Source organism: Acinetobacter sp. YH12151, from assembly GCF_013418355.1.
Lineage (GTDB): Bacteria > Pseudomonadota > Gammaproteobacteria > Pseudomonadales > Moraxellaceae > Acinetobacter > Acinetobacter pseudolwoffii.
This window is the reverse complement of sequence record NZ_VPCG01000030.1, coordinates 1-21765: the sequence shown is the minus strand read 5'-3', so window position 1 is coordinate 21765 and position 21765 is coordinate 1. Positions and strand designations below refer to the sequence as shown.

Genomic DNA, 21765 nt, shown 5'->3' with positions numbered 1-21765 from the left:
AAGCTAAATCATACTATGCACTGTGTTAACTTGTCTGCATATTAGCGCTTTAAATCTTCATGCTTATGCCATCGAATAAAATCGTACAACCACCTTATGCCATGTCCTGGATTGTTTTGCTAGCGGCGCTGAGTGCGCTCGGGCCTTTATCCATTGATATGTATCTTTCTGCCTTGCCGGCGATGGCAGCAGATTTTGGCGTCAGTACCCAAATGGTCTCGAATAGCTTGCCGGCTTACTTCTTCGGTCTGGCTGTGGGGCAACTGATTTATGGGCCGATCAGTGACCGGATTGGGCGTAAACCACCGCTGTATTTTGGGCTGTGTTTATACATTGTGGCAAGTCTGCTGTGTGTGTTTGCACAGGATGAATGGAGTCTGATCGCTGCACGGATTCTGCAGGCCTTGGGTGGTTGTGTCGGGGTGGTCATGGCCCGTGCGGCCATTCGTGATCGTCTGGATATGCATTCAGCAGCTCAGGCTTTTGCCAGCATGATGATTGTGACCGCGATTGCACCCATTCTCGCGCCGAGTCTGGGGGCCTGGGTGTTGATGTTTTATGAATGGAATGTGATTTTTTTGGTGCTGATGGGCTGCGGTCTGCTGAGTCTGGCCTGTGTACATTTTCTCTTTAAAGAAACTCTGGAACCAGAGCGCCGTCTCAAGCTGAACGTTCAACAGGTTCTAAGTTTGTACCGTAGCATTTTTCAGGATCAAAGCTTTCGACATCCGCTTTATGCCGGCTGTTTTTCCAGTGCGGTGATGTTCTGTTATATCAGTGCATCTTCGGCCATTTTGATGGATCGTTATCAACTGACTGAGCAGCAGTTTGCCTATGCCTTTGGTGCCAATGCCGTCGGGATCATGTTATTTTCGACCTTGAATAAACGTCTGGCCGGACGTTTCTCGATATTGCAACGCCTTAAAATCGGCATTGTTCTACAGTTAGTGGGCGTTTTATTTTTAGTATTGCTTGGCTATCTGGATGTAGATTCTATTGCATTGGTCTTGCTGGGCATGTTTGTCGTGGTGGCGTCGATCGGTTTTACTGGCCCGAATGCTATGGCATTGGCTATGGCGAAGCAGGGTGCACGTGCAGGAACTGCTAGCGCGATTATGGGCAGTATGCAATTTGTCTGTGGCTTATTGGGTGGGCTTTTACTAAATTTTCTGGTTTGGAATGCTTTATTAAATATGGCATTGATTATGCTGGTTTTTGTTTGTATTGCCGTCTGGGCAATTTGTCAACTTGAGCTGCCAGTATTCAAACATGAATAAATGCCTGATCTGGCTCTGGCCAGATAAAATCTAAAGATCTGAAAATAAGGCCAAGTCGATAGACTCAGCCTTGATTCAATCACTCATCAATAAATACAGCGAATTCTTCTACCGGGACACGCGGCGTAATAAAGCTGTTAATGATCTGCTCTGGATCGGCATAGCCCAAGGCCATGCCACAGACCAGTTCTTCATGTTCAGGTGCACCGACCAGATCGAGTACGATGGGATGGAAATGATTCCAGGCGGCCTGCGGGCAAGTATCCAGACCGCGGGCTTTTGCTGCAATCATGACATTCTGGATCATCATCGAAATATCCATTTTCGAACCAATGGCCAAAGAGCGATGTACGGTAAAAAACAGTCCCACCGGTGCATCAAATAATTCAAAATTACGCAGCTGCTGCCGTGCCATTTTTTCTTTTTCGCCTTTTTGAATATTCAGCAAACCATATAAGCCCCAACCATTTTCACGACGACGTTCAATAAACGGCGAGAGCCATTGTTCAGGATAATAGGCAAAGGTTTCTTGGTATTGTTCCGCCAGCTCGGGATTGGCATAGATTTGCATTTGGGCCTGACAGACGCGTTCTACCAGTTCATCGCGTTTTTTACCTGTCACAACATAGACTTTCCAAGGTTGGGTATTGGTGCCCGAAGGTGCGCGGCTGGCCACAGTTAAAATCTGTTTCAAGATGTCTGTACTGACCGGCGTATTTAAAAAAGCGCGCACCGAATGGCGAGAGGTGATCGTTTGATCTACAGCATGAACAAGTTTTTGATCCATTTTGATGTCCAATCGAATATCCATATGAAGTTTTGAATGACTATAAACTAAACAAACAGTAGGGTGGACAGAAAAATTAAATCGCGGGCCAGAATGGAAAAAGTATTTATCAGTGAAACAAAAGATTGATATCTAGCTTGATGTTTTAAATAGCCTCAGTCAAATAGTCAGGACATTGGTTAAAAAGCTTTGATGAAATTAAAAATTAGCTTAAAACTCGGATGCTTGAACCATTTGAACATACTAATTGCCTGCACAGATGAAGTGGATTGGGATAGAAAAGCACGTTAATTCCATTGAAATTTCTTGGTTTGATAAAGTTTTAAGTAAGAGATTAATATTTTTTTTCGATAACTAGAGAGTTTGACCCTCATCTAAAAACCCTAGACTAATAATTATTTTTTATAGATTGATTAACTATTCTTAATAAAAAACAATAAAACTTTATACAAAGAAACAGCATAATATGCAGCTTTTCATCTTAATCCATGCGCTTTGGGAAAATTCAAGGTCGGCATGCACAAGATTTATTTTAAATAACGCTATTCCAAGTGGCTTGAATTAAGCTAGTCAGGTTAAAAGCGCTCACTAAACCTTGGTGTTTTTTGAGAAGTAGAACACAGTCTTATAGATCTGACTCTCCTGTTAAATTTGTATGCTTATACCATTCATTGACAGCAATAGAGCTTGAATCAAAGCTGTATTTTGGCTTTTATAAATCTCTCATTTGTTGAATATGATCGTGATGATGATATTCATAAGTTTGAAAGAGATGATGGATCATTTTGTTATTTTAAAAGCATTAGATGAGATCAGAATATTTTAGGTCGAAATCGATGAGAGATCTAAAGCTCGGTATCTCTGCATCACTTTTAGAATGATAAAAAATCAACATTATCTTGGGCAAGAAATTATGGATTTTACTTTTAACGCATTTTATACCTTGATTGCCGCAGTTATTGTTTTGTTACTCGGCCGATTCCTGGTTAATAAAATCGATTTTTTAAAGCGCTACAATATTCCTGAGCCGGTCGCAGGCGGTTTAGTCGCTGCAATTATCTCGTTGCTGGTGCATTCATTGTGGGGATACAGCATCACCACCAGTGCAGAATTACAAACCAGTTTTATGCTGATTTTCTTTGCTTCGATTGGTCTGAGTGCCAACTTTTCCAAGTTGCGTGAAGGCGGGATCGGTCTGGTTATTTTCCTGTTTGCTGTTTCGGCTTTCATTATTTTGCAAAATGCAGTCGGCATGAGTCTGGCCACCTTGCTCGGTATTGACCCATTGATTGGCCTGATTGCAGGTTCAATTACCTTAACCGGTGGTCATGGTACTGCAGGTGCATGGGGCGAGATTTTTGAGGTTGAACATGGCATTCAGGGGGCGCTTGCACTGGGGATGGCCAGTGCTACTTTTGGTCTGATTATCGGTGGGATTATTGGTGGTCCTTTAGCAAAATTGCTGATTAACCGTCATAATCTCGCAATTGCACGTACGGATCAACAAATCGAAAAGCGTGATAGCACGCCAATGGATATCAACTCGACCGAATATATTCCATTTGAATATCCGCATCAGGTGCGTTTAATTACCGCAGATAATGCAATCACGACTTTGGGTCTATTTGCAGGCTGTTTGGCTTTTGCAGAGTTTATGACCGGTTTCAGTAAAGGTACTGCATTTGAACTGCCAACATTCGTGTGGGCATTGGCGGGTGGTGTCATCCTGCGTAATGTACTGGAAGGTATTTTCAAAGTTCAGATTTTCGATCGTGCGATTGATGTGTTCGGTAATGCTTCATTGTCGCTGTACTTGGCGATGGCATTGTTATCATTGAAATTATGGCAATTGGCTGACCTTGCAGGACCACTGATGGTAATTCTGGGTGCACAGACCATCACCATGGCTTTGTATGCCGGTTTTGTAACTTTCCGCCTGATGGGCAAGAACTATGATGCTGCGGTACTTGCAGCAGGTCATTGTGGTTTCGGTATGGGTGCAACTCCAACAGCGGTTGCCAATATGCAGGCGATTACCAATATGTATGGTGCGTCGCATAAGGCCTTCCTGATCGTTCCATTATGTGGGGCGTTCTTCGTTGACTTAATCAATGCTACTGTTATTCAGATGATTTTGAAGTTTTTTGCATAATTTTTATGCCTGATACGATGAGTCATAGGCTCATAAGGATGTGACATGAATGATCAGTTAAATGAAACCTTGCTCGGCTGGATTAATGCCCTGAATGGCCCTTTATGGGACTTTCTAGTGGTGTTTCTGGTCGCAGTCGGTATTTTCTATACGATCATGACCGGTGCAGTACAAATTCGTTTGTTCTGGCACAGCATGAAAGTCATGAAAAATAGCCGTGGCAAGGTTCAGGATACACATGGGATTACCCCGTTTCAGGCCTTTGTCACTGGTCTTGCAAGCCGGGTCGGGGTGGGTAATGTTGCGGGTGTGGCAATTGCCATTGCGATTGGCGGGCCGGGCGCGGTGTTCTGGATGTGGGTTACTGCATTTCTAGGTATGAGCTCTGCTTTGGTGGAATCCTCATTGGCGCAATTGTTTAAGGTACGCGATCATAAAAACCAGCAATTCCGTGGTGGCCCCGCGTATTACATTACTCAGGGGCTAAAACAGAAATGGCTCGGGATTGTCTTTGCAATTGCATTGATCACGACCTATGGCTTTGTGTTTAATGCGGTTCAGGCCAATGCAATTAGCGGCGCAACCTCGCATGCCTGGGGCTGGGATCAGGCCAATATCATTTTGCCTTTAGGCGGATTGGATTTTGAAGTTTCCTGGATTGGGCTAGTCTTAGTATTGATTACAGCTACAATCATTTTTGGCGGTATTAAACGTATCGCCAAAGTGGCAGAAAAGGTAGTGCCCTTTATGGCGCTACTGTATCTGGCGGTGGCTTTATATATTGCGGTTATCAATTACGATCTGCTCCCATCCATCTTCCAGCTTATTTTCAGTAAAGCCTTTGAATTTGAAGCCGCTGCTGGTGGTTTCTTTGGTGCCATGGTGTCTATGGCCATGATGATGGGGATCAAGCGTGGTCTGTTCTCTAACGAGGCAGGGATGGGTTCGGCACCGAATGCTGCTGCAGCCTCGGATGTCAAACATCCAGTCAACCAGGGTCTGGTACAGATGCTCGGAGTATTTGTAGATACCTTTGTGGTGTGTTCATGTACCGCGATTATTATTCTGGTTTCGGGTCTGTATGAAAATGCAGGCTTTGAAGGCGTGACCTTGACCCAGATGGCACTCGAAAGCCAGATTGGTGCCTGGGGTGATGACTTCCTGGCTTTGATTCTGTTCCTGTTTGCCTATTCTTCGATTATTGGTAACTATGCCTATGCCGAAGGAAACGTCCAGTTCATCAATAACAATAGCCGGGTTATGTTGATTTTCCGTTTATTTGTATTGGTGATGGTGTATTTCGGTTCCATCGCCAGCGTGCCATTGATCTGGAATATGGCGGATCTGTTCATGGGTGTGATGGCAAGTATCAACTTGATTGCGATCCTGTTGCTGATGCCATTCCTGCTGATGCTACTCAAAGACTATACCGGTCAGTTGAAGCGCGGTGTGAAAGAGCCTGAATTTAAACTGGATAACCATCCTAAATTTAAAGACAAGGTTAAATCAGATATCTGGTAAGACTTGAAATAAAAAGCCCCGATCATTCGGGGCTTTTTTGTGCCAATGTTTTATTTAGAAGAAATTTAAATAACTTTGATAAAGCACGAAGCCGAAAATCAGGCTGAACCAGACCGGTAATTTTGAACGTAGCAGGGCAATCATCACCGCGACAAAGACCAGGTCGGAGCCATAACTAAAATAGCGTTGTGAAAAATCCAGCAATAAATACAGTAACAGACCCACCACCGCAGCATTAATTCCCATCACGGCCTGATGGATCCGCCGTTGCTGCAGCAGCCATGACCAGTAGGGCAAGGTGCCAAAGATCAGAAAAAATGAGGGTAAAAAGATTGCGCAGGTCGCTAAAAGCACATTCAGCCAGAGATAGGGCGTCCACGGCAGCACGGCGCCCATATAACTGGCAAAACTGAATAATGGCCCGGGCATGAGCTGGGCAAATGCATAGCCAAGATCAAAAGATTGCGCATTCACTATGCCAGTCGCGACAAAATCCTGATGGAGTAAGGGCAAAATCACATGACCACCACCAAAAACCAGCGAACCGGTCTGATAAAAATCACTCAGGAATTGTAGGCCCGACCCATTCGATAGTTTATCCGCTAGGGGCAGCAGCAAAAATGGCAAGATAAATGCCAGCAGCCAGTAGGGTGCAGCAGCAGATTGCAGATAAGGCGAGCTGATTTCAGTACTGTCACTGTCTTTGGGCTTGTTCGGATTTAATCTGGAAGAATATCCCATCAACATTCCACAAATTGCGCCGAGGATGATGACGAGAATCTGGTTATAACTCACCGAAATTACCGTCAATAATATGACAGACAGCAGCAGGACTGCATATTGCCAGGCCATTTTACAGCAGCCTCGCAGCATCTGCCAGAATGCCCAGGCAATAACAGAAAATACAATGAGCTGAATGGTATGAAAGCTATTTGAGTTTAGAATATGAACATAGTGTTGACCCAGTAGCGCGACACCAGTCATGAGTATGATCGAGGGCAGGGTGAATCCCAGCCATGCCATCAATGCACCTAGATAACCACGTTGCAGATATCCGATAGACAAACCCACCTGACTACTGCTCGGACCCGGTAAAAGCTGCGCCAAAGCCACCAGTTGACTGTATTGGGTATCATTGAGCCATTGTAGTTGCATCACAAATTTGCGGTGAAAAAATACCAGATGTGCGGCTGGCCCGCCAAATGAAATACAGCCCAGTTGCAGGAAAATCAGAAAAATCCGGTACAGTGAAATGACTGACATAGCATGAAGGGGAAAATGAAGACAAACTACCCGAACTGTATGACAATTTTACGAAATTCTACAGATTATTTAAGCAGGTGTTTATACACTATGCTGCTTTAGTTAATGAGGACATTCTCTACATGCAGAAATATGTGTTGAGTATTGTGGCACTGGGTGCATTCGGCCTGAGTGGTTGTCAAACCACACCGATGACAGTCCAGTCAGCTACCAATCATCTACAACCTGCTGCGCAACGTGGAGAAGCTCAGGCACGTCCGAATCAAATTGATTTTGAAAAGATCAAGCAAACTGAACAGCGTCCGGTCATTGCTCTCGTTTTAGGCAGTGGTGGTGCGCGTGGCTATGCACATATCGGTGCGCTCGAAGTACTGGAACAGGCCGGTATTCGTCCGGATTTTATTGTTGGAACCAGTGCGGGCAGCATCGTCGGATCTATTTATGCCAGTGGTAAACCGGCGATTGAGCTGCGCAATATTGCCTTGAGCATGCGAGCAACCGATGTACGCGATATCAAACTGGATCGAAAAGGTTTTTTTGATGGCAAAAAAGTAGAAGACTATGTCAATTTACAAGTCGATCAAACTCCACTAGAAGCCATGAAAATCCCGATGTTTGTGGTGGCCACAGCACTAAAAGAAGGCAAGAAAGTCGTTTTTAATTACGGCAATACTGGACAGGCAGTACGTGCTTCAGTGTCGATTCCGAGTATGTTTATTCCAACAATAATTGAAGAAAAAGAATATGTCGATGGCGGGCTGGTCAGCCCGGTACCGGTGAATGTGGCACGTGAGCTGGGAGCAGATATTGTGATTGCGGTTGATATTCTGGCACAGCCTATTCATACGGAAACCAGTAATGTCTGGGGACTGTTTAACCAGAATATTAATATTATGCAGCAACATCTGGCACAAGAAGAATTAAAGCATGCCGATGTGGTGATCCAGCCCGATTTACGGGAAAAAGGGCATATCTTTGATGTACGTGGCAGAGAATTAACCATGCAGGCCGGCATTGATGCTGCACAGTTAAAACTGATGGATATTTCTCTCGCTTATCAAAAATATAATTATGCTCGCGGCCATCATATTCCGCTCTTTGTGGCTCAGGAACAGCAGCAGCCCTAAAGCATATTGCGGTTAAATTTTTTTGTTCATTTTTTATGAGATCGAACCAGGTAGGCAAAGCTATTGCATTCCTATGCTTTCCAGATTCTGATCTTAACACTGGCTGATCGTTATAAAAGATTAAATCATTGTTTCTGCATATGAATTGGCCAGAATTTTCAGGAGAGATAAACTTTATTTTGACTATAAGTTGTTGAATTATAAATTATATTTTTTTGGGAATAAGTGTTGCTTTTCTAAGTCGAAATTTTAATATTATTATTCCTATACTTAAGTTGATCAAATATTTAAATATTGTTCATGACAGAATGTGCTTTGAAAGATTAATGAATAGATGTAACGACAATGAATCAGATTAAAATTGGACATCAGGTCAAGTTGGCGCAATTTGAACACTATATTTTTACAGTGACAGCTGCACATCCGGATGGTTCTTTCACGGTCACTACCACACTGGATGGTCAGCAAATTCTCAGCTATGAAAATGTCGCCCAGGAAATGTTAAAACCACTCATGCGCTAAATCAGTAATGATTTATCCAACATCTTGAATTATTTTTTGCAAAATGAGAGCGGCCCGAAAAAAACTTGAGCTGGGTAAGCAGATGCTTTGGATCAATAAGTGTTTATTTGTTTGGAACTTAGCTTCTTGCTGAGCCTTGAGATCTGTTAAATATATTTTTTTCTGTATGAGTGCAGTTTCTATATCAATAATTATGATGCTTCATTTGCCGAATTGAACATTTTATTCATGTTAAAAACGCTATAATAATAAGCGATAACCTTGTCATTCAAAGAGTTCAAAGAAAACGATGGCCCCTTTAGATCAAATTGCAGCAGTGTCAGATGACCAGTCAGAGTTAACGATGTCAGTTCTCATGACGCCAGATATGGCAAATTTTTCAGGAAATGTTCATGGTGGAACCATTCTGAAATTACTGGATCAGGTGGCGTATGCATGTGCGAGTCGCTATTCGGGCAGTTATGTCGTGACCTTATCGGTAGACAAGGTGAACTTTAAGGAACCAATTCATGTGGGTGAGCTGGTAACTTTCTTGGCCAGTGTCAACCATGTTGGTCGCACCTCGATGGAAATCGGGATTCGTGTAGAAGCGCAGAATATTCAAAAAAGAACGGTACGCCATACCAATAGCTGTTATTTCACTATGGTGGCCGTAGATGAAAATGGCAAACCGAAACAGATTCCGGCTTTGAACCTGGACAATGACTGGAAACGTTGCCGTTTTGAAGCAGCCGAACAGCGTAAAGTCGCGCGTTTGCAAGAGAATCATCATCCTTCATGCAGTATTTATAAAAAGACTGCACAGAGTTAAGCGGTGATTTAAAAACATCTTCATAAGAGTAATGCCAGTCAGTTAACCAATTGACTGGCATTTTCTTTTTTAAATTGAGGATTATATGTGATAGGTGGAAAAGTCATCCGCAACTGTTTGAGGCATGGGGTGTATTGCACCGCAAGATTTAAAAAATGATGGTCTCCATGACAAATTTACGAGTCGAGGGTGGCTGACGAGTTTTGCGGTGAGGAATATGACTGCAAGATGCCTTCCTTGCGAAGTTCCGCTGCTCATTTGAATGAAATCAAAGTAACAAATGATATTGAAAATATTTGATTTAAAACCTTAAGACTCCATCATGAATGACTAAGCAGTTAAAGCGTCTATTTTTAAATTCTTTAACTGATCAGCATGACTTTATAAGAGAGTCTTTTTTGCCTTAATTTCAGTTTATGTCTGGAGCTTTATCGTTTTTTGCTCTAATATAAAACGATACGTATCGTATCGATTGTGTTTGAAGATAAGTAGACTTTATGAATCATGACGAAAAAAGCTCACGACGACAGCAATGTATTTTGCAAGCGGTTGCCGATGCATTGGCAGAGGGAGAGTATCATCAACTGACTATTGAGGCTGTTGCAGCACGAGCTGGGGTGGGAAAATCTACGATTTATCGCTGGTGGAAGCATAAATCGGAGCTGGTGCTAGATACCTTCAAACAGCATACGGTCTCAGTCTTTGAGCCTGATCCTGCAAATGACCTGAAAAGTAATCTGATTCGACAGCTAAGCTTGTTGTCTCAGGCGCTCAACCATCCGATTGGTCGGGCTTTACTGGTGGTAATCGCCAATCATCGTGAACTGGCCGGTGAATTCTTTCAGCAATATTTATTGCCGCGTCGACAGCAGACTCATCAACTGATTCAGCAAGCGATTGAGCGTGGCGAGATTCGCGCGGATTATCCTTTTGATTTAATGCTGGACAGTTTGTACGGCCCGATCCATTACCAGATTATTTTTTTCAATCGTATGCCGGATGAAAATTACATCCGGGCGCTGGTTGGGTTAGTGCTGCATCCTGTTGTAATTCAAGCCTGAGCCTGGTCTATTTTTCTTAAAGTTGGTTTTTATGTCTCTCAGCCCCGAGCGTTTATGGAATCGCTCATTTATCTTGTGCTTATGCAATAACTTTTTTCTGTTTGTTTATTATTTTGCCTTACTGACCATCTTGCCGATTTACATCATGAAAGATTTGGGGGGCTCAGTCAAAGAAGCGGGTCTGGCACTGACCTTGTTTCTGGCATCATCAATTGCAGTTCGGCCTTTTTCCGGCATGATCATCGAAAAACTGGGCAAGAAAATCTCGATGCGCGGTGCAGGCGTGATTTTTGCGCTGTTTGCCTTTGGCTATTTGCTCATTGATAGCTTGTGGTCACTGTTGCTGGTGCGATTTCTACATGGCATTTGGTTCAGTATTTTGACCACGGTGGCGGTTCCGGTGGCCAATGAATTTATTCCAGAACAGCGTAAAGGCGAGGGCATGGGCTATTTTGTCATGTCGACCAATCTGGGGGTGGTATTTGGTCCATTGCTGGCCTTGACCGTCATTCAATTCACCAGCTTTAAAAGCTTATTTGGGATTCTGGCTGTTATTATTTCTCTGGGACTGATTTTCTGCTGGATGCTGAAAATTACCGAACTGCCAAAATCAAGGCGGATCGGTACAGAAAAAACCAAATTGAGTCTACAAGATATATTGGAAGTGAAAGTCCTGGCGGTAAGCTGTGTGGCGTTGCTGACGGCGTTTGCTTATTCGGGCATCATGAGTTTTATCACGGCATTTAGTGAAAGCAAGCAGCTTTTGGCTTATACCAGCGTATTTTTTATTGTATTTGCGGCTTCGATGCTGTTGGTACGGCCGTGGGTCGGGAAAATCTATGATCGTAAGGGGCCAAGTGCTGTCATTTATCCTTCCTTTATTTTCTTTGCGATTGGCCTAGTCATGGTGAGTCTGATATCCAATCAATGGACGCTCTGGTTATCAGCGGTCTTTGTTGGGATCGGTTATGGTTCATTATTTCCATGTCTGCAGACACTCGCAATTCAATCTGTCGATAAGCAGCGTATGGGACATGCGATTTCAACCTTCTTTACCCTGTTTGATCTGGGTTTGGCGGTAGGCTCCGTGGTGATGGGCCTATTGATTGCCTATTGGGGCTTTGAAGCGATGTATGTGTCGAGTGCTGCACTCGTCATTGTGACGATCTTGGTTTATCGTCAGTATGTGGCCAAAAGACCAATACACGCACCGGAAAATCAGGAAGCATAAAATGGAATTAAGACATTTACGTTATTTTGTCACTGTGGCCGAGGAACTGAATTTTACCCGGGCTGCGGAAAAATTGAATACTGTACAGCCTTCCTTAAGTCAGCAAATCAAGGATCTGGAGCGTGAGGTAGGCGTACAGTTACTGGAGCGAAATAACCGTAAGGTCAACCTGACCGAGGCCGGACAGGTTTTTTTAAAAGAAGCTTTGCTCAGTCTGGAACATGCAGAACGTGCGATCCACGCTGCCAGACAGATTGCCAATGCACATCAGGATCAGCTGAATATCGGATTTGTACCGGTTGCGGAAATGAAAGTCTTTCCCTATATCATGCCCAATATCCGCGCACATTTTCCTGAACTGAAAGCACTATTTCATAGTTTGACCGACGCTGAGCAGTTTAGTGCTTTAAGAAAAGGCCAGATCGATATTGCTTTTACCCGCTATCCGGGACAGTCGAGCGAGTTTGATTCGATCCGGATTTTTGATGAACCTTTAACCCTGATTGTGCCTAAAGATTCTCCGGTTGCGACCCTGCCACATGTCAGTATTAAGAGCTTTGAAAATCAGGATTTTGTCATTAGTGATGAACAGGCTTCACCACAATTGCATCGAATTATTCAAGACTTTTTTAAACAGTCCAAATTGAAGGTCAATGTGGTGCAGCATTCGACCAATATCCTGCTCAATGTCAATCTGGTCGGGATGGGCGTGGGCTGGAGTCTGGTGCCGGCCTATGTGATTCCATTACTCGGCGATAATATCGTGGTGAAAAAGACCCTTGAACCTTTGCCCATGATTGGGCTATATGCCAATTATCGTAAAGACCAAAAACATGTGGTGATTGATCTGATTTTAAAAGTCTTAAAAGAAAAGTTTTGTGTCGATCTTTTTTAAGATTTACATCTTTGGTTTGCCTATATTTTAAAAGCTGTGCGACAGAAATGATCTGTAGCACATCTGTGTAAATTGACACAGAAAACCGTTTTATACTGAAGCTCTAAAAATAAAAAATGGTTAAAGCAATATGATGAAGCTCTATAACAATCCACAATCACGGGGCCTGACCCTGTTGCCCTTATTGAAAGAATTGCAGATTGAAGACCAGATTGAGCAGGTGGAAGTGTCCTATGAATATATGCATCAAGCTGAATATTTACAGATTAATCCGATAGGAAAAGTTCCCTGTCTGGTCGATCAGGAGATTGTCATTTCAGAAATGGCCGCCATTTTTATCTATCTGGCAGATAAGTATTCTGATAAAGGCTTGGCACCTGCTTTGGATGAACCCAAGCGTGGGGCATATTTAAAATGGATATTTTTCTGTCATGGGCCCTTCACCGAATATATCGATCTAAAAAATTTGCAGGTTTCGCCAGAAAATATTGAAAAAAACCGCAGAAGTTTAAGTTTCGGCAATGAAACAGCAGTATTTGATTTTCTGAAACAGGGCATAAGCCAGGCCAATCCCTATTTGCTGGGTGAAGAATTTTCCGCAGCAGACTTATATGCTGCCTATTGTTTGATCTTTGCGATCTCTGCGAAAATTTTACCGCCATTTGACGAGTTAAGACCCTATTTGCAGCAGATGGCCTCTCGTGATTCCCTGAAAGACATGCCGTGGTTTCAAGACTACCGAGTTTAGTTCATCGTTCTGTATCACTTGATCTGGATATCTCATCACAATAAAAAACCACGCCGAAGCGTGGTAAAAAATGACCTTAAAATTATTTTAGGTACAGCTTTTTAAACAGTTGCTGACTGGTGTTTTCCAGTGATTGTGGAATGGCCAGTGCGGCCACAAAACGGTCAGGACGCAAGATCACCACTGAATCGGAAGTATTGCCAAACCAGGAGCGAATTTCTGTGCCGCTATCACCAATGGTGATGACATCTTCAAACTGTTGGCGCTGGGTATTTTGTAACTGCACTGCCGGAATGACCTGAATAAATTTCACACCGAGTGTTTTCCACTGTTGCAGTGTCTCTGGACTCAGGCCCCATTTTGGATCGACACCCCAGGCAATAATGGCAAAATCATTGCCGATGACTTCATCCAGTAACACTGTTTCACCCGAAGCCAGCTGAGCTTGAGGTTGAATGAACATTTTGCCAATTGGAGAGTTTTTGGCGCCGTTGCTCAAAAGCACACCATCATGATATTTCGGCATCGGTTTAAAGCGCATTTCCAGCAGGTACTGTTTGATCGGCTTGATATAGTTCAGGGCATAGGCGATACCGTCACGGACAAAACCTTGCCACTTTTTCGGTGGTGCCAATACATGACCGGCCATCACGGACAGATCAATCATGGCTTTGGCATGGTCTTTACGTTCAATCTGATACGAATCTAAAAGTTCTGGGCCGGTTTTGCCTTGAACCACCAGTGCGACTTTCCAGGCCAGGTTAAAGGCATCCCGCATCCCGCTGTTATAACCCTGACCTTGCCAGACGGGCATAATGTGCGCAGCATCACCTGCCAGTAAAATGCGGTCTACCCGGAACTTGTCCGCAATACGGGCATTATGCGTATAAACACGTTGACGGATCACTTCGATGCCATCGGTACTTGGAAGCACTTTGGCCAGTAATTTGGCAATATTTTCCGGTTTGCTGAGTTCTTCCTGAGTTTCACCCGGCATAACCATAAATTCAAAACGGCGAATTCCATGGGGCAATGCGGCGGATACATAAGGACGTACCGGATCACAACACAGGTAAATATGCGGTGTCGCAAGCGGATCATTTTCAAGATCGATCACGATCCATTGATTCGGCGCAGTTTCACCCTCAAAAGCAATGCCCAGATTGCGGCGTACATAAGAGTTACCGCCATCACAGGCAATCAGGTACTGGGCACGGACTGTTTCTGTATCCCCTTGTTCGTTTTGCAGGTTAAGCGTTACACCCTCGGCATCCTGACTAAACTGGGTCAATTGACGTGAGAACAGCACCTGCGTATTTTTATATTGTTTTAAGCCCTGAAGCAGAACCTGATCGACTTGTGGCTGAATAAAGGCATTACGGCGTGAAAATCCGAATTCGCGGGTTAAAGGCTGAATATCTGCAAAACAGCGACCCTTAGGTGTTAAAAAGCGCATGGCATGATTGGGCGTGGTATGGGGCAAGACTTGATCGACCAAACCTAAGGATTGAATGGTACGCAAAGATTCATCATCGATCCCAATGGCACGTGGATAATCAATCAAACTATCCAGTTGCTCGACCATCGTGACGCTCACGCCTTGCTTGCTCAGATAGTTGGCAATGGTTAAGCCTACAGGCCCAGCGCCGAGGATTGCTACATCAGTGCTGTAATTGGTATTGCTCATAGTGAATGTCCATTCAATCGACTTGCATTTCAATCTATTAAGGGACAGTTCTGAGTTGTAAACAAGTTAGGCGATAGTAGTTGAGCTATATCAATAATATTAATTTTAAATAGATTTTTATTAATTAAATTATTGAATTTAAATGATAAAGTTAAAATAATTCAATAGTCATTCTCAATCCTGTGATCAGTTTTAACTATGATGGGCATTTAAATCTAGTCAACAAAAATGCTGAACCCGCGCAAAGCATGATTCAGCATCGATCAATATGAGGCAGTACAGGCTAAGCCTACTGGAGAAATACTGCCCTGATATTTTCTTTGATCATTTAACCCGTCGTTAAATCACTTAACGTGCTGCAGGTTGTGCAGGTGTTGCGCTTTCTGCAGCAGCTTCAGATGCAGCTGGTTGTTCTGCATTTGCGCCAGCAACCGGAGCATTTGACTCAGGCAATTCCTGGGTACTGACAATCACTTTTTCTTCAGTGTTTGTATTTGCGTTTGTTGTTTCAGTCGCGGCAAAGCTGGTGGCTGCAGCAGCAGTAAGCGTTGTTGCAAGTAAGATTTGTGCATATTTCATTTTTGGCATCCTTTATTTATGTCATGTAATTTGCCGAGCTGACCATCACATCAATTCGACAGGAGTTCATCCTAAGCACTGAAATTTTGATGAGCAAATCAATTAACAAAAGCGACACGGAGTGAATAACTCAGCATATACACAATGCAGAAAGTTGTTTAATTACTGTTAATTATGCAGTGTTCTATTTAATGAAAATGTATATGAATGTTTCAAAAAGCTGAATTTTAAATATGAATAAACATCAGGATTCTCTATTTGGGATAATTCGCTTAACTTATAAACTGATGGTTTCAAGTCGCCATTGAGCAAGAAAATGTCTCTACAACCATGCTGTGTCCTATAATACAGGGCATGATCTTGTCTATTTAATTTCTTGAGAACCAATTTTGAAAATTCTGTCCGCAGCACAGCCGATTCCTGTCCATATCATTTCTGGATTTTTGGGGGCGGGTAAAACCACACTGCTTAAGCATTTATTACAGCAGAAACCTGAACAGGAAATCTGGGCCGTACTGATGAATGAGTTCGGTCAGATCGGGGTGGATCAGCAGTTATTACCACAAGATTCAGGCTATGCGGTAAAGGAATTACTGGGTGGCTGCCTATGTTGTAGTAGTCAGTTGCCGATGCAGATTGCCTTGTCACGTTTACTGTCCGAAGTGAAACCGGATCGGCTGTTTATCGAGCCGACCGGGCTGGGACATCCTGCACAATTGTTAGAACAGTTGACGGAACCGCATTGGCACAGTCATTTAAACATGCAGGCTTTGGTCACGGTGGTCGATGGTTCACGTTTGCATGATCAGGATTGGTCACAGCAAAATCTGTATGCAGATCAGCTTAAGGCCGCGCAGATTGTGGTGATTTCACATACAGATTTAATGACAGCCGAAGATCATGCTGCGCTTACGCAGCTTCAGGCGGAATATCAAGTCTATGCCCAGCAGTGGTTGTGCACAGAGCAGGGACAGCTGAGTATTGAGCAGATTAAACAGGATTATCAAGGTTCTGTACGTCAGCTCCAGCCTTTATTAAAACAGCAACAGATCAATCCTTCCCCAGAGGTACCCGTGCTGATTCAGCAGCTGCCTTATCATTATGTGGAAAGCGCGCAGGGCTATCAGGTTGCGGGCTGGAAGTTGCCAAAACGCTGGCAATTTCATTTTTATGATTTGCTCGACTTGCTGTGTGAACAAAAAGACTGGCTCAGAATCAAAGGAATTTTTAATACCGATCAGGGCTGGAAAAGCTTTAATTTTAATCCGGAACAGTTTAATTATCAGTCGGTCGAGGCAGGTATTGATAACCGGATCGAAGTGATTTATCAACAGTCACGCGATTGGCTGGAGTTTGAAAGCACGTTGATGCAATGCCGTATTGATCCGGAAAAATAATAGTACTGTTTCCAGTGCACTGAATGAGTTATTGACCTAAATCTGTTCAGCAAAATACTGCTAAATCTTATATGCTAGGCGCCAAATTTGAGGATTGTGTTATGGCGTTAAAAGCGACGATTTATAAGGTTGATTTGAATATTGCAGATATGGATACGCACCGTTATGCAGATTATCAGTTGACGATGGCGCTGCATCCTTCAGAAACCATTGAACGCCTGATGGTGCGTATTCTGGCGTATGCGCGTTATGCCGATGAAACGCTGGAATTTACCAAGGATCTGTTTGAAACCGATGAGCCGGCCTTGTGGGAAAAAGACCTCACTGGTCAATTGGTGAAATGGATTGAAGTCGGTAGCCCGGATGAAGATAAAGTCAAAAAAGCCAGTGCGCGTTGTAAGCAAGTGGCTGTGGTGACCTATGGTTCTGCGGTAGATGAATGGTATAAGCGCAGCAGCAAATTAAAGACGTTAAAGAATGTGGAGGTGTGGAAATTATCGACTACAACCACCGATGCATTGCCACAATTATGTGCACGCACCATGCAGTTACAGCTCAATGTGATGGATGGTGAATGGACTCTGATTGGCGATCAGGGGCAGGTGCTGGTCGAGTGGGAACAGTTACAATAAGGACGCATAAGGATGCACGTCTGGACTTGTATCCTGTCGCTTAAATTGCGTATACCTGAGGAATAAAAATACTCAGGGTTGTGTCATGTACCATGAACTTTATGATTTACTGCTGGCCGTCGCGATCGGGGCCATTATTGGTGCAGAACGTGAATATCACAGTAAATCTGCCGGACTGCGTACCATGATCATGGTCAGTCTCAGCTCCTGTCTGTTTACTATCATTTCCCTGAAAATAGGTGTGGAAAATCCTGACCGGCTGGCGGCCAATGTCCTGACGGGGCTAGGCTTTTTAGGGGCAGGGGTCATTCTCAAAGATGAGAACCGTATTTCAGGAATTACCACGGCCACCACCATCTGGATGACTGCAGCACTGGGCATGGCAGCCGGTGCGGGTTATGAAATCCTGAGTATCTGGGCCACTTTAATGGTCATGGTGGTGCTGGTTCTACTGATGTATGTACAGCGCGGGATCGAGTCGCTGAATCAGGAACGTAATTACGAAATTGTCTGTCCTTTTGAGAAACATGAGCTCAACCATTATGAATCGCTTTTCAAACAATATAAGCTAAAAGTCATGCATTCTTCACAGCGCAAGGTTGAGCAGCAGATTAGCGGAAGATGGGTGCTGATGGGATCGGCCAAAAACCATCAAAAACTCACCCTGCATTTACTCAATGATCAGAATATTCAGGAACTCAGCTTTTAATCCATCAAGGACTAAAGCCTAAAAAAATCAATCAATCCGGTTTATACTGATTTTTGAATTTATGCCAATCTCAGGTAAATAAGTATGATTAACGAACTTGAAATTATTGATTTAAAAGTAGGCGAAGGGAAAGAGGCGGTAAAAGGCGCGCTGATTACCACACACTATACCGGCTGGCTAGAAGATGGAACCAAGTTTGATTCATCGATTGATCGCGGTAATTATTTTGAAACCGTGATCGGAACAGGCCGTGTGATCAAAGGTTGGGATCAGGGCATTTTGGGCATGAAAGTGGGCGGTAAACGTAAACTGCTGGTGCCGGCACATTTGGCCTATGGCGAACGTAAAATGGGCAAAGTGATTCCAGCCAATTCAGACCTGATTTTTGAAATTGAACTGTTTGATGTAAAAACACGTGATTAATTCATTGAAATAAGATTCATTCAGTATCATGAGTGAATGCTGATCGGGAGAAGTCTCAGTATTGGGGGCTTCTTCCGATAAACTACAAAAAAATATTTGAACTCCCTGATATTCCAAGTAGATTATAAGAAGAATAAAGCTCTTTTTCAGGAAACTACTGTCTTTGCAAAACGTGATAAGGAATGTCTATTTTGTAATGTGGGTTTGGGCCATAAGCTGGGGCATCTTGATGAGCACTTCAGTATCTGCCCAGATCGCTGCCACATCCCCCGGGGTGCAGCAGCAGTTCCGTGATCATATCTCTGAAATTCATTTTAGCGAACACAGCAGCAGCCCTTTGCAGGGGAAATGGTTATTTTATCCGAGCCAGTTTATTGTCCAGCCAAGTTCCGTACTGTTATCAAAAACAGTGGAATTGCCGGCTTCTTTTAAAATACTGACCAACTCAAATATTGGTTATGGCACATTTATTAGCCATTATAAAATTCCTAAAGAATTTATCGGACGCCGGATTGCCATTCGGATTCCTGCTCAATATGGCGCTTATCGGGTCTATGTAAATGGCGAGTTTATTGTCCGGCTTGGGCAAATCAGTAAAACACCTGAACAGCAGATCACTGAAAAAGCCCCCCGGATTGGCTATTTCGTTGCAGACAGTGAATACATTACCTTAAGCATTCAGGCCTCGAATTACACTCATTTGCATGGAGGGCTGGAACGCCCAATGCAGATTGGGGTCGCAGGTACAGTCAATCGTCAATTCCAGCAGTTGATGATGAGTATTGCCATGGCCTGTGGCGCAGTACTCGGGGTGGGTGTTTTCAATATCCTGTTTTCAATATTTCGAGGATCGAAAGAGCGTAATAGCAAAAGCATTTTTGTGTTTGGCTGTTTTATTATCTTTCTGGCCCTGCATAATATGTTTTCAGCGCCCTATGCCTATTCGGTATTTACCAATATCGACTGGTTATGGGGAACACGTTTAGAGTATCTGTTTACGTTTCTGGCGGTATTGTTTTTCCTCAGTTATATGCATCTGTTTAATCAGCGCTATTTAAAACCGCTGATTTATTATATTGCGATCGTCTTATTGATTTTGAATATCAGTGTGACGCTATTTTCTACCCCCGAGTTATTTGAACGTCTTGCGCTCTATAGTGCGATTTATGGTCTGGTGATTATTGGGAATTTCATGTACGGGTTTTATCAGACCCTACGTGATAAGCAACCGTATTCACGCCTGAATCTGTTTGCCATTATTTTCTTGTGTCTGACATTTTTAAATGACTATCTCTTGCTGATTAATGTTATTCAAACCACACATTTGTCTTTCATTTCCACCAGTTTATATGCCTTGTTGATTATGTTTCAGCAGTCTAGACACTATGCGCATCAAACTTATCAGACAGAACAGCTAAATTTTAACCTCATCGAGCTCAACAGTTCGCTTGATCAAAAAGTCAAAGAGCGTACCCAGCAACTGCATCAACTAAATGCCAAACTGGAACATCAGATGAAGATTGATGCGCTGACCGGTGCTTTTAACCGGCGTGCTTTAAATAGTGAAATCCAGCAGAAGTTTTTGCAAAGCCAGCAACATTCACATGCCACACTGCTTTTTGCCATGCTGGATGTTGATTATTTTAAAAATTATAATGATCATTATGGCCATTTAAAGGGTGATGAGATTCTACAAAACCTGGTTAAGGTGATTCAGGCCAGCTTGCCTCAATCGGGTTATCTGGCGCGTTATGGCGGGGAGGAATTTGCCATTCTGCTTGGTGATATACCGATTCAGGTTGCCCTGCAATATCTGGAACGTGTCATTCAGCAGATTCGGGAACAACAATTTGAACATCTAAACCGGCCGGATGGCAAAGCCTGGATCACGGTCAGTGTGGGCGCGGCTTGGATAAGCCCACAACATCAATATGCCGATATTCATGCCTTGATGAAAGCTGCAGATGTGCAGCTGTATCTGGCCAAACACACCGGGCGTGATCAATTAAACTTTGAGCAGGGCGCGGATTAAAAAACGTATTTATACAGATATGATCCATCATCTTGTGAATGTGCAGGGCTGGAATCAAATCCACATCGCTGATAATAGCTGAGGGCTGTTTGAGTCGACTTGACTGCAATCTGATAGATTTTTTTCTCTACTAATGCTGCATGCATTTGATTAAATAATTTGGTGCCAAATCCAAGCCTCTGGCAATGTGGGGCGACATAATGCATCCGGATTTCTCCAGTATCACTGACCAATAAAAACCCGACTACTTTGTCGTGCACAAGGCAAACCCAACAATCGTTATAAAGCATATCGACAATCAGGCTGGCGTGATCAAATTTTTCCAGCCAGCTTTGGATGCGACTGTCCTCACGTTGATGATCTAAAACACAAGATTGAATACTGTCATGAATCACCTGAATAATTTGAGGTATATCCTGAATCTTCCCTTCACGAATCACCATGTTATTCATTTTCTCGAACATTTACAGGAAGGCTTCATTGGAAGAGAAATGCAGGTTGAAACAAAATAACAATCTTGTAGTTTTTTGAGAGGATTTTCTTAAAAACCAGTAGGTGAAGATAACTTATGTTGCTGATCTGTCGGTTTTGTTTATCTGATTTTCTAAAATCAACGCTTCTCAGGAGCGGGTGCTCAAATTTACAGCAAGCTTTGCTAGAATCGCCGTGCTTACTTTAAATCCCCATAAAATCGAGTCAAGGATGCCATCATCGAAATAGTGCAGGAGTTTGCACTGTCTAAAAAATAGACGTATGCTAGGTGTTAGGCCATTATTCAAATGAATTAGGACTTACGCACTATTATTTATAGATTCTCTGTGGTAGCAGATGATTTTTATCGAGAATAAAGTCATCAATGAAGTTTTTGATAACTGGTCTAAATAATTTCTTCTGCCAACGATATACATTTT

Annotated in this window: 20 protein-coding genes and 1 pseudogene; 15 read left to right on the top strand and 6 right to left on the bottom strand. The window is 43.2% G+C overall.

All coding sequences use genetic code 11. The features are described from left to right. The first annotated feature begins 59 nt into the window (after positions 1 to 59). Positions 60 to 1277, top strand: coding sequence for a multidrug effflux MFS transporter (locus FTU82_RS11220; RefSeq protein WP_180101340.1), 1218 nt, complete (start codon positions 60 to 62; stop codon positions 1275 to 1277). A 79-nt stretch (positions 1278 to 1356) separates the two neighbouring features. On the opposite strand, the gene FTU82_RS11215 is transcribed toward FTU82_RS11220, so the two are convergent. Then, entirely contained in the window at positions 1357 to 2064 is a 708-nt protein-coding gene (locus FTU82_RS11215; protein WP_005097826.1) for a nitroreductase, read from the bottom strand. Between the two features lie 913 nt (positions 2065 to 2977). Here FTU82_RS11215 and gltS point away from each other — a divergent pair. Together gltS and FTU82_RS11205 are read left to right on the top strand one after the other, a co-directional pair. Next, the gene (gene gltS, locus FTU82_RS11210) at positions 2978 to 4216 is read left to right on the top strand and encodes a sodium/glutamate symporter (RefSeq protein WP_100355594.1); all 1239 of its coding nucleotides are present in this window, start codon (positions 2978 to 2980) and stop codon (positions 4214 to 4216) included. A 45-nt stretch (positions 4217 to 4261) separates the two neighbouring features. Continuing rightward, positions 4262 to 5737: a sodium:alanine symporter family protein gene (locus FTU82_RS11205; protein ID WP_100355563.1), complete on the top strand. Its 1476-nt coding sequence runs from the start codon at positions 4262 to 4264 to the stop codon at positions 5735 to 5737. A 54-nt stretch (positions 5738 to 5791) separates the two neighbouring features. Here FTU82_RS11205 and chrA read toward each other — a convergent pair whose 3' ends face one another. Further along, positions 5792 to 7000, bottom strand: a complete 1209-nt coding sequence (chrA, locus tag FTU82_RS11200) for a chromate efflux transporter (protein ID WP_180101339.1) — start codon at positions 6998 to 7000, stop codon at positions 5792 to 5794. Between the two features lie 122 nt (positions 7001 to 7122). Here chrA and FTU82_RS11195 point away from each other — a divergent pair, with 122 nt between their 5' ends. The 7 genes from FTU82_RS11195 (at position 7123) to FTU82_RS11165 (ending at position 13395) form a co-directional block, all read left to right on the top strand. Further along, a complete protein-coding gene (locus FTU82_RS11195; protein WP_005169741.1) occupies positions 7123 to 8127 on the top strand; it encodes a patatin-like phospholipase family protein in 1005 nt (334 codons plus the stop codon). Between the two features lie 345 nt (positions 8128 to 8472). After that, on the top strand, positions 8473 to 8649 hold the full coding sequence (locus FTU82_RS11190) for a hypothetical protein (protein ID WP_005097818.1): 177 nt from the start codon (positions 8473 to 8475) through the stop codon (positions 8647 to 8649). Positions 8650 to 8938: 289 nt separating this feature from the next. Then, positions 8939 to 9460, top strand: coding sequence for an acyl-CoA thioesterase (locus FTU82_RS11185; RefSeq protein WP_004280680.1), 522 nt, complete (start codon positions 8939 to 8941; stop codon positions 9458 to 9460). A gap of 497 nt (positions 9461 to 9957) precedes the next feature. Next, complete coding sequence (locus FTU82_RS11180; protein ID WP_005169748.1) at positions 9958 to 10521, top strand: TetR/AcrR family transcriptional regulator; 564 nt, start codon at positions 9958 to 9960, stop codon at positions 10519 to 10521. Positions 10522 to 10552: 31 nt separating this feature from the next. Beyond that, positions 10553 to 11752, top strand: coding sequence for an MFS transporter (locus FTU82_RS11175; RefSeq protein WP_180101338.1), 1200 nt, complete (start codon positions 10553 to 10555; stop codon positions 11750 to 11752). Position 11753: 1 nt separating this feature from the next. After that, positions 11754 to 12647 (top strand): LysR substrate-binding domain-containing protein, encoded by an 894-nt coding sequence (locus FTU82_RS11170; RefSeq protein WP_005097811.1) that lies wholly within the window; start codon positions 11754 to 11756, stop codon positions 12645 to 12647. Between the two features lie 133 nt (positions 12648 to 12780). Beyond that, entirely contained in the window at positions 12781 to 13395 is a 615-nt protein-coding gene (locus tag FTU82_RS11165; RefSeq protein ID WP_180101346.1) for a glutathione S-transferase family protein, read from the top strand. A gap of 82 nt (positions 13396 to 13477) precedes the next feature. On the opposite strand, the gene FTU82_RS11160 is transcribed toward FTU82_RS11165, so the two are convergent. Both FTU82_RS11160 and FTU82_RS11155 read right to left on the bottom strand, forming a co-directional pair. Further along, the gene (locus FTU82_RS11160; protein WP_180001663.1) at positions 13478 to 15082 is read right to left on the bottom strand and encodes a bifunctional 3-(3-hydroxy-phenyl)propionate/3-hydroxycinnamic acid hydroxylase; all 1605 of its coding nucleotides are present in this window, start codon (positions 15080 to 15082) and stop codon (positions 13478 to 13480) included. 348 nt (positions 15083 to 15430) lie between these two features. Continuing rightward, entirely contained in the window at positions 15431 to 15661 is a 231-nt protein-coding gene (locus FTU82_RS11155; protein WP_005097806.1) for a hypothetical protein, read from the bottom strand. Positions 15662 to 16050: 389 nt separating this feature from the next. Between FTU82_RS11155 and FTU82_RS11150 the strand changes: the two genes are divergently transcribed. From FTU82_RS11150 to FTU82_RS11130, 5 genes are all read left to right on the top strand, one after another. Further along, positions 16051 to 17058 carry a GTP-binding protein gene (locus FTU82_RS11150; protein ID WP_180001664.1) on the top strand — a complete coding sequence of 336 codons (1008 nt, stop codon included), beginning with the start codon at positions 16051 to 16053 and terminating at the stop codon, positions 17056 to 17058. 101 nt (positions 17059 to 17159) lie between these two features. Then, a complete protein-coding gene (locus tag FTU82_RS11145; RefSeq protein ID WP_005097801.1) occupies positions 17160 to 17690 on the top strand; it encodes a YaeQ family protein in 531 nt (176 codons plus the stop codon). Positions 17691 to 17775: 85 nt separating this feature from the next. Then, complete coding sequence (locus tag FTU82_RS11140; protein ID WP_005097799.1) at positions 17776 to 18399, top strand: MgtC/SapB family protein; 624 nt, start codon at positions 17776 to 17778, stop codon at positions 18397 to 18399. Positions 18400 to 18483: 84 nt separating this feature from the next. Then, positions 18484 to 18822: an FKBP-type peptidyl-prolyl cis-trans isomerase gene (locus FTU82_RS11135; RefSeq protein WP_005097798.1), complete on the top strand. Its 339-nt coding sequence runs from the start codon at positions 18484 to 18486 to the stop codon at positions 18820 to 18822. 229 nt (positions 18823 to 19051) lie between these two features. Further along, entirely contained in the window at positions 19052 to 20854 is a 1803-nt protein-coding gene (locus FTU82_RS11130) for a diguanylate cyclase (protein WP_180001665.1), read from the top strand. Here the strand turns inward: FTU82_RS11130 and FTU82_RS11125 are convergent. Together FTU82_RS11125 and FTU82_RS11120 are read right to left on the bottom strand one after the other, a co-directional pair. Next, positions 20851 to 21318 (bottom strand): GNAT family N-acetyltransferase, encoded by a 468-nt coding sequence (locus FTU82_RS11125; protein WP_005097793.1) that lies wholly within the window; start codon positions 21316 to 21318, stop codon positions 20851 to 20853. The genes FTU82_RS11130 and FTU82_RS11125 overlap by 4 nt on opposite strands. A gap of 337 nt (positions 21319 to 21655) precedes the next feature. Continuing rightward, a pseudogene (locus FTU82_RS11120) lies at positions 21656 to 21765 on the bottom strand (IS701 family transposase); the annotation flags it as partial.

Excerpts from the sequence above, each read along its gene's own strand:
- FTU82_RS11220 (WP_180101340.1), top strand. The coding sequence starts at position 60 with ATGCTTATGCCATCGAATAAAATCGTACAACCACCTTATGCCATGTCC.
- FTU82_RS11215 (WP_005097826.1), bottom strand. The coding sequence starts at position 2,064 with ATGGATCAAAAACTTGTTCATGCTGTAGATCAAACGATCACCTCTCGC.
- gltS (WP_100355594.1), top strand. The coding sequence starts at position 2,978 with ATGGATTTTACTTTTAACGCATTTTATACCTTGATTGCCGCAGTTATT.
- FTU82_RS11205 (WP_100355563.1), top strand. The coding sequence starts at position 4,262 with ATGAATGATCAGTTAAATGAAACCTTGCTCGGCTGGATTAATGCCCTG.
- chrA (WP_180101339.1), bottom strand. The coding sequence starts at position 7,000 with ATGTCAGTCATTTCACTGTACCGGATTTTTCTGATTTTCCTGCAACTG.
- FTU82_RS11195 (WP_005169741.1), top strand. The coding sequence starts at position 7,123 with ATGCAGAAATATGTGTTGAGTATTGTGGCACTGGGTGCATTCGGCCTG.
- FTU82_RS11190 (WP_005097818.1), top strand. The coding sequence starts at position 8,473 with ATGAATCAGATTAAAATTGGACATCAGGTCAAGTTGGCGCAATTTGAA.
- FTU82_RS11185 (WP_004280680.1), top strand. The coding sequence starts at position 8,939 with ATGGCCCCTTTAGATCAAATTGCAGCAGTGTCAGATGACCAGTCAGAG.
- FTU82_RS11180 (WP_005169748.1), top strand. The coding sequence starts at position 9,958 with ATGAATCATGACGAAAAAAGCTCACGACGACAGCAATGTATTTTGCAA.
- FTU82_RS11175 (WP_180101338.1), top strand. The coding sequence starts at position 10,553 with ATGTCTCTCAGCCCCGAGCGTTTATGGAATCGCTCATTTATCTTGTGC.
- FTU82_RS11170 (WP_005097811.1), top strand. The coding sequence starts at position 11,754 with ATGGAATTAAGACATTTACGTTATTTTGTCACTGTGGCCGAGGAACTG.
- FTU82_RS11165 (WP_180101346.1), top strand. The coding sequence starts at position 12,781 with ATGAAGCTCTATAACAATCCACAATCACGGGGCCTGACCCTGTTGCCC.
- FTU82_RS11160 (WP_180001663.1), bottom strand. The coding sequence starts at position 15,082 with ATGAGCAATACCAATTACAGCACTGATGTAGCAATCCTCGGCGCTGGG.
- FTU82_RS11155 (WP_005097806.1), bottom strand. The coding sequence starts at position 15,661 with ATGAAATATGCACAAATCTTACTTGCAACAACGCTTACTGCTGCTGCA.
- FTU82_RS11145 (WP_005097801.1), top strand. The coding sequence starts at position 17,160 with ATGGCGTTAAAAGCGACGATTTATAAGGTTGATTTGAATATTGCAGAT.
- FTU82_RS11140 (WP_005097799.1), top strand. The coding sequence starts at position 17,776 with ATGTACCATGAACTTTATGATTTACTGCTGGCCGTCGCGATCGGGGCC.
- FTU82_RS11135 (WP_005097798.1), top strand. The coding sequence starts at position 18,484 with ATGATTAACGAACTTGAAATTATTGATTTAAAAGTAGGCGAAGGGAAA.
- FTU82_RS11130 (WP_180001665.1), top strand. The coding sequence starts at position 19,052 with ATGAGCACTTCAGTATCTGCCCAGATCGCTGCCACATCCCCCGGGGTG.
- FTU82_RS11125 (WP_005097793.1), bottom strand. The coding sequence starts at position 21,318 with ATGTTCGAGAAAATGAATAACATGGTGATTCGTGAAGGGAAGATTCAG.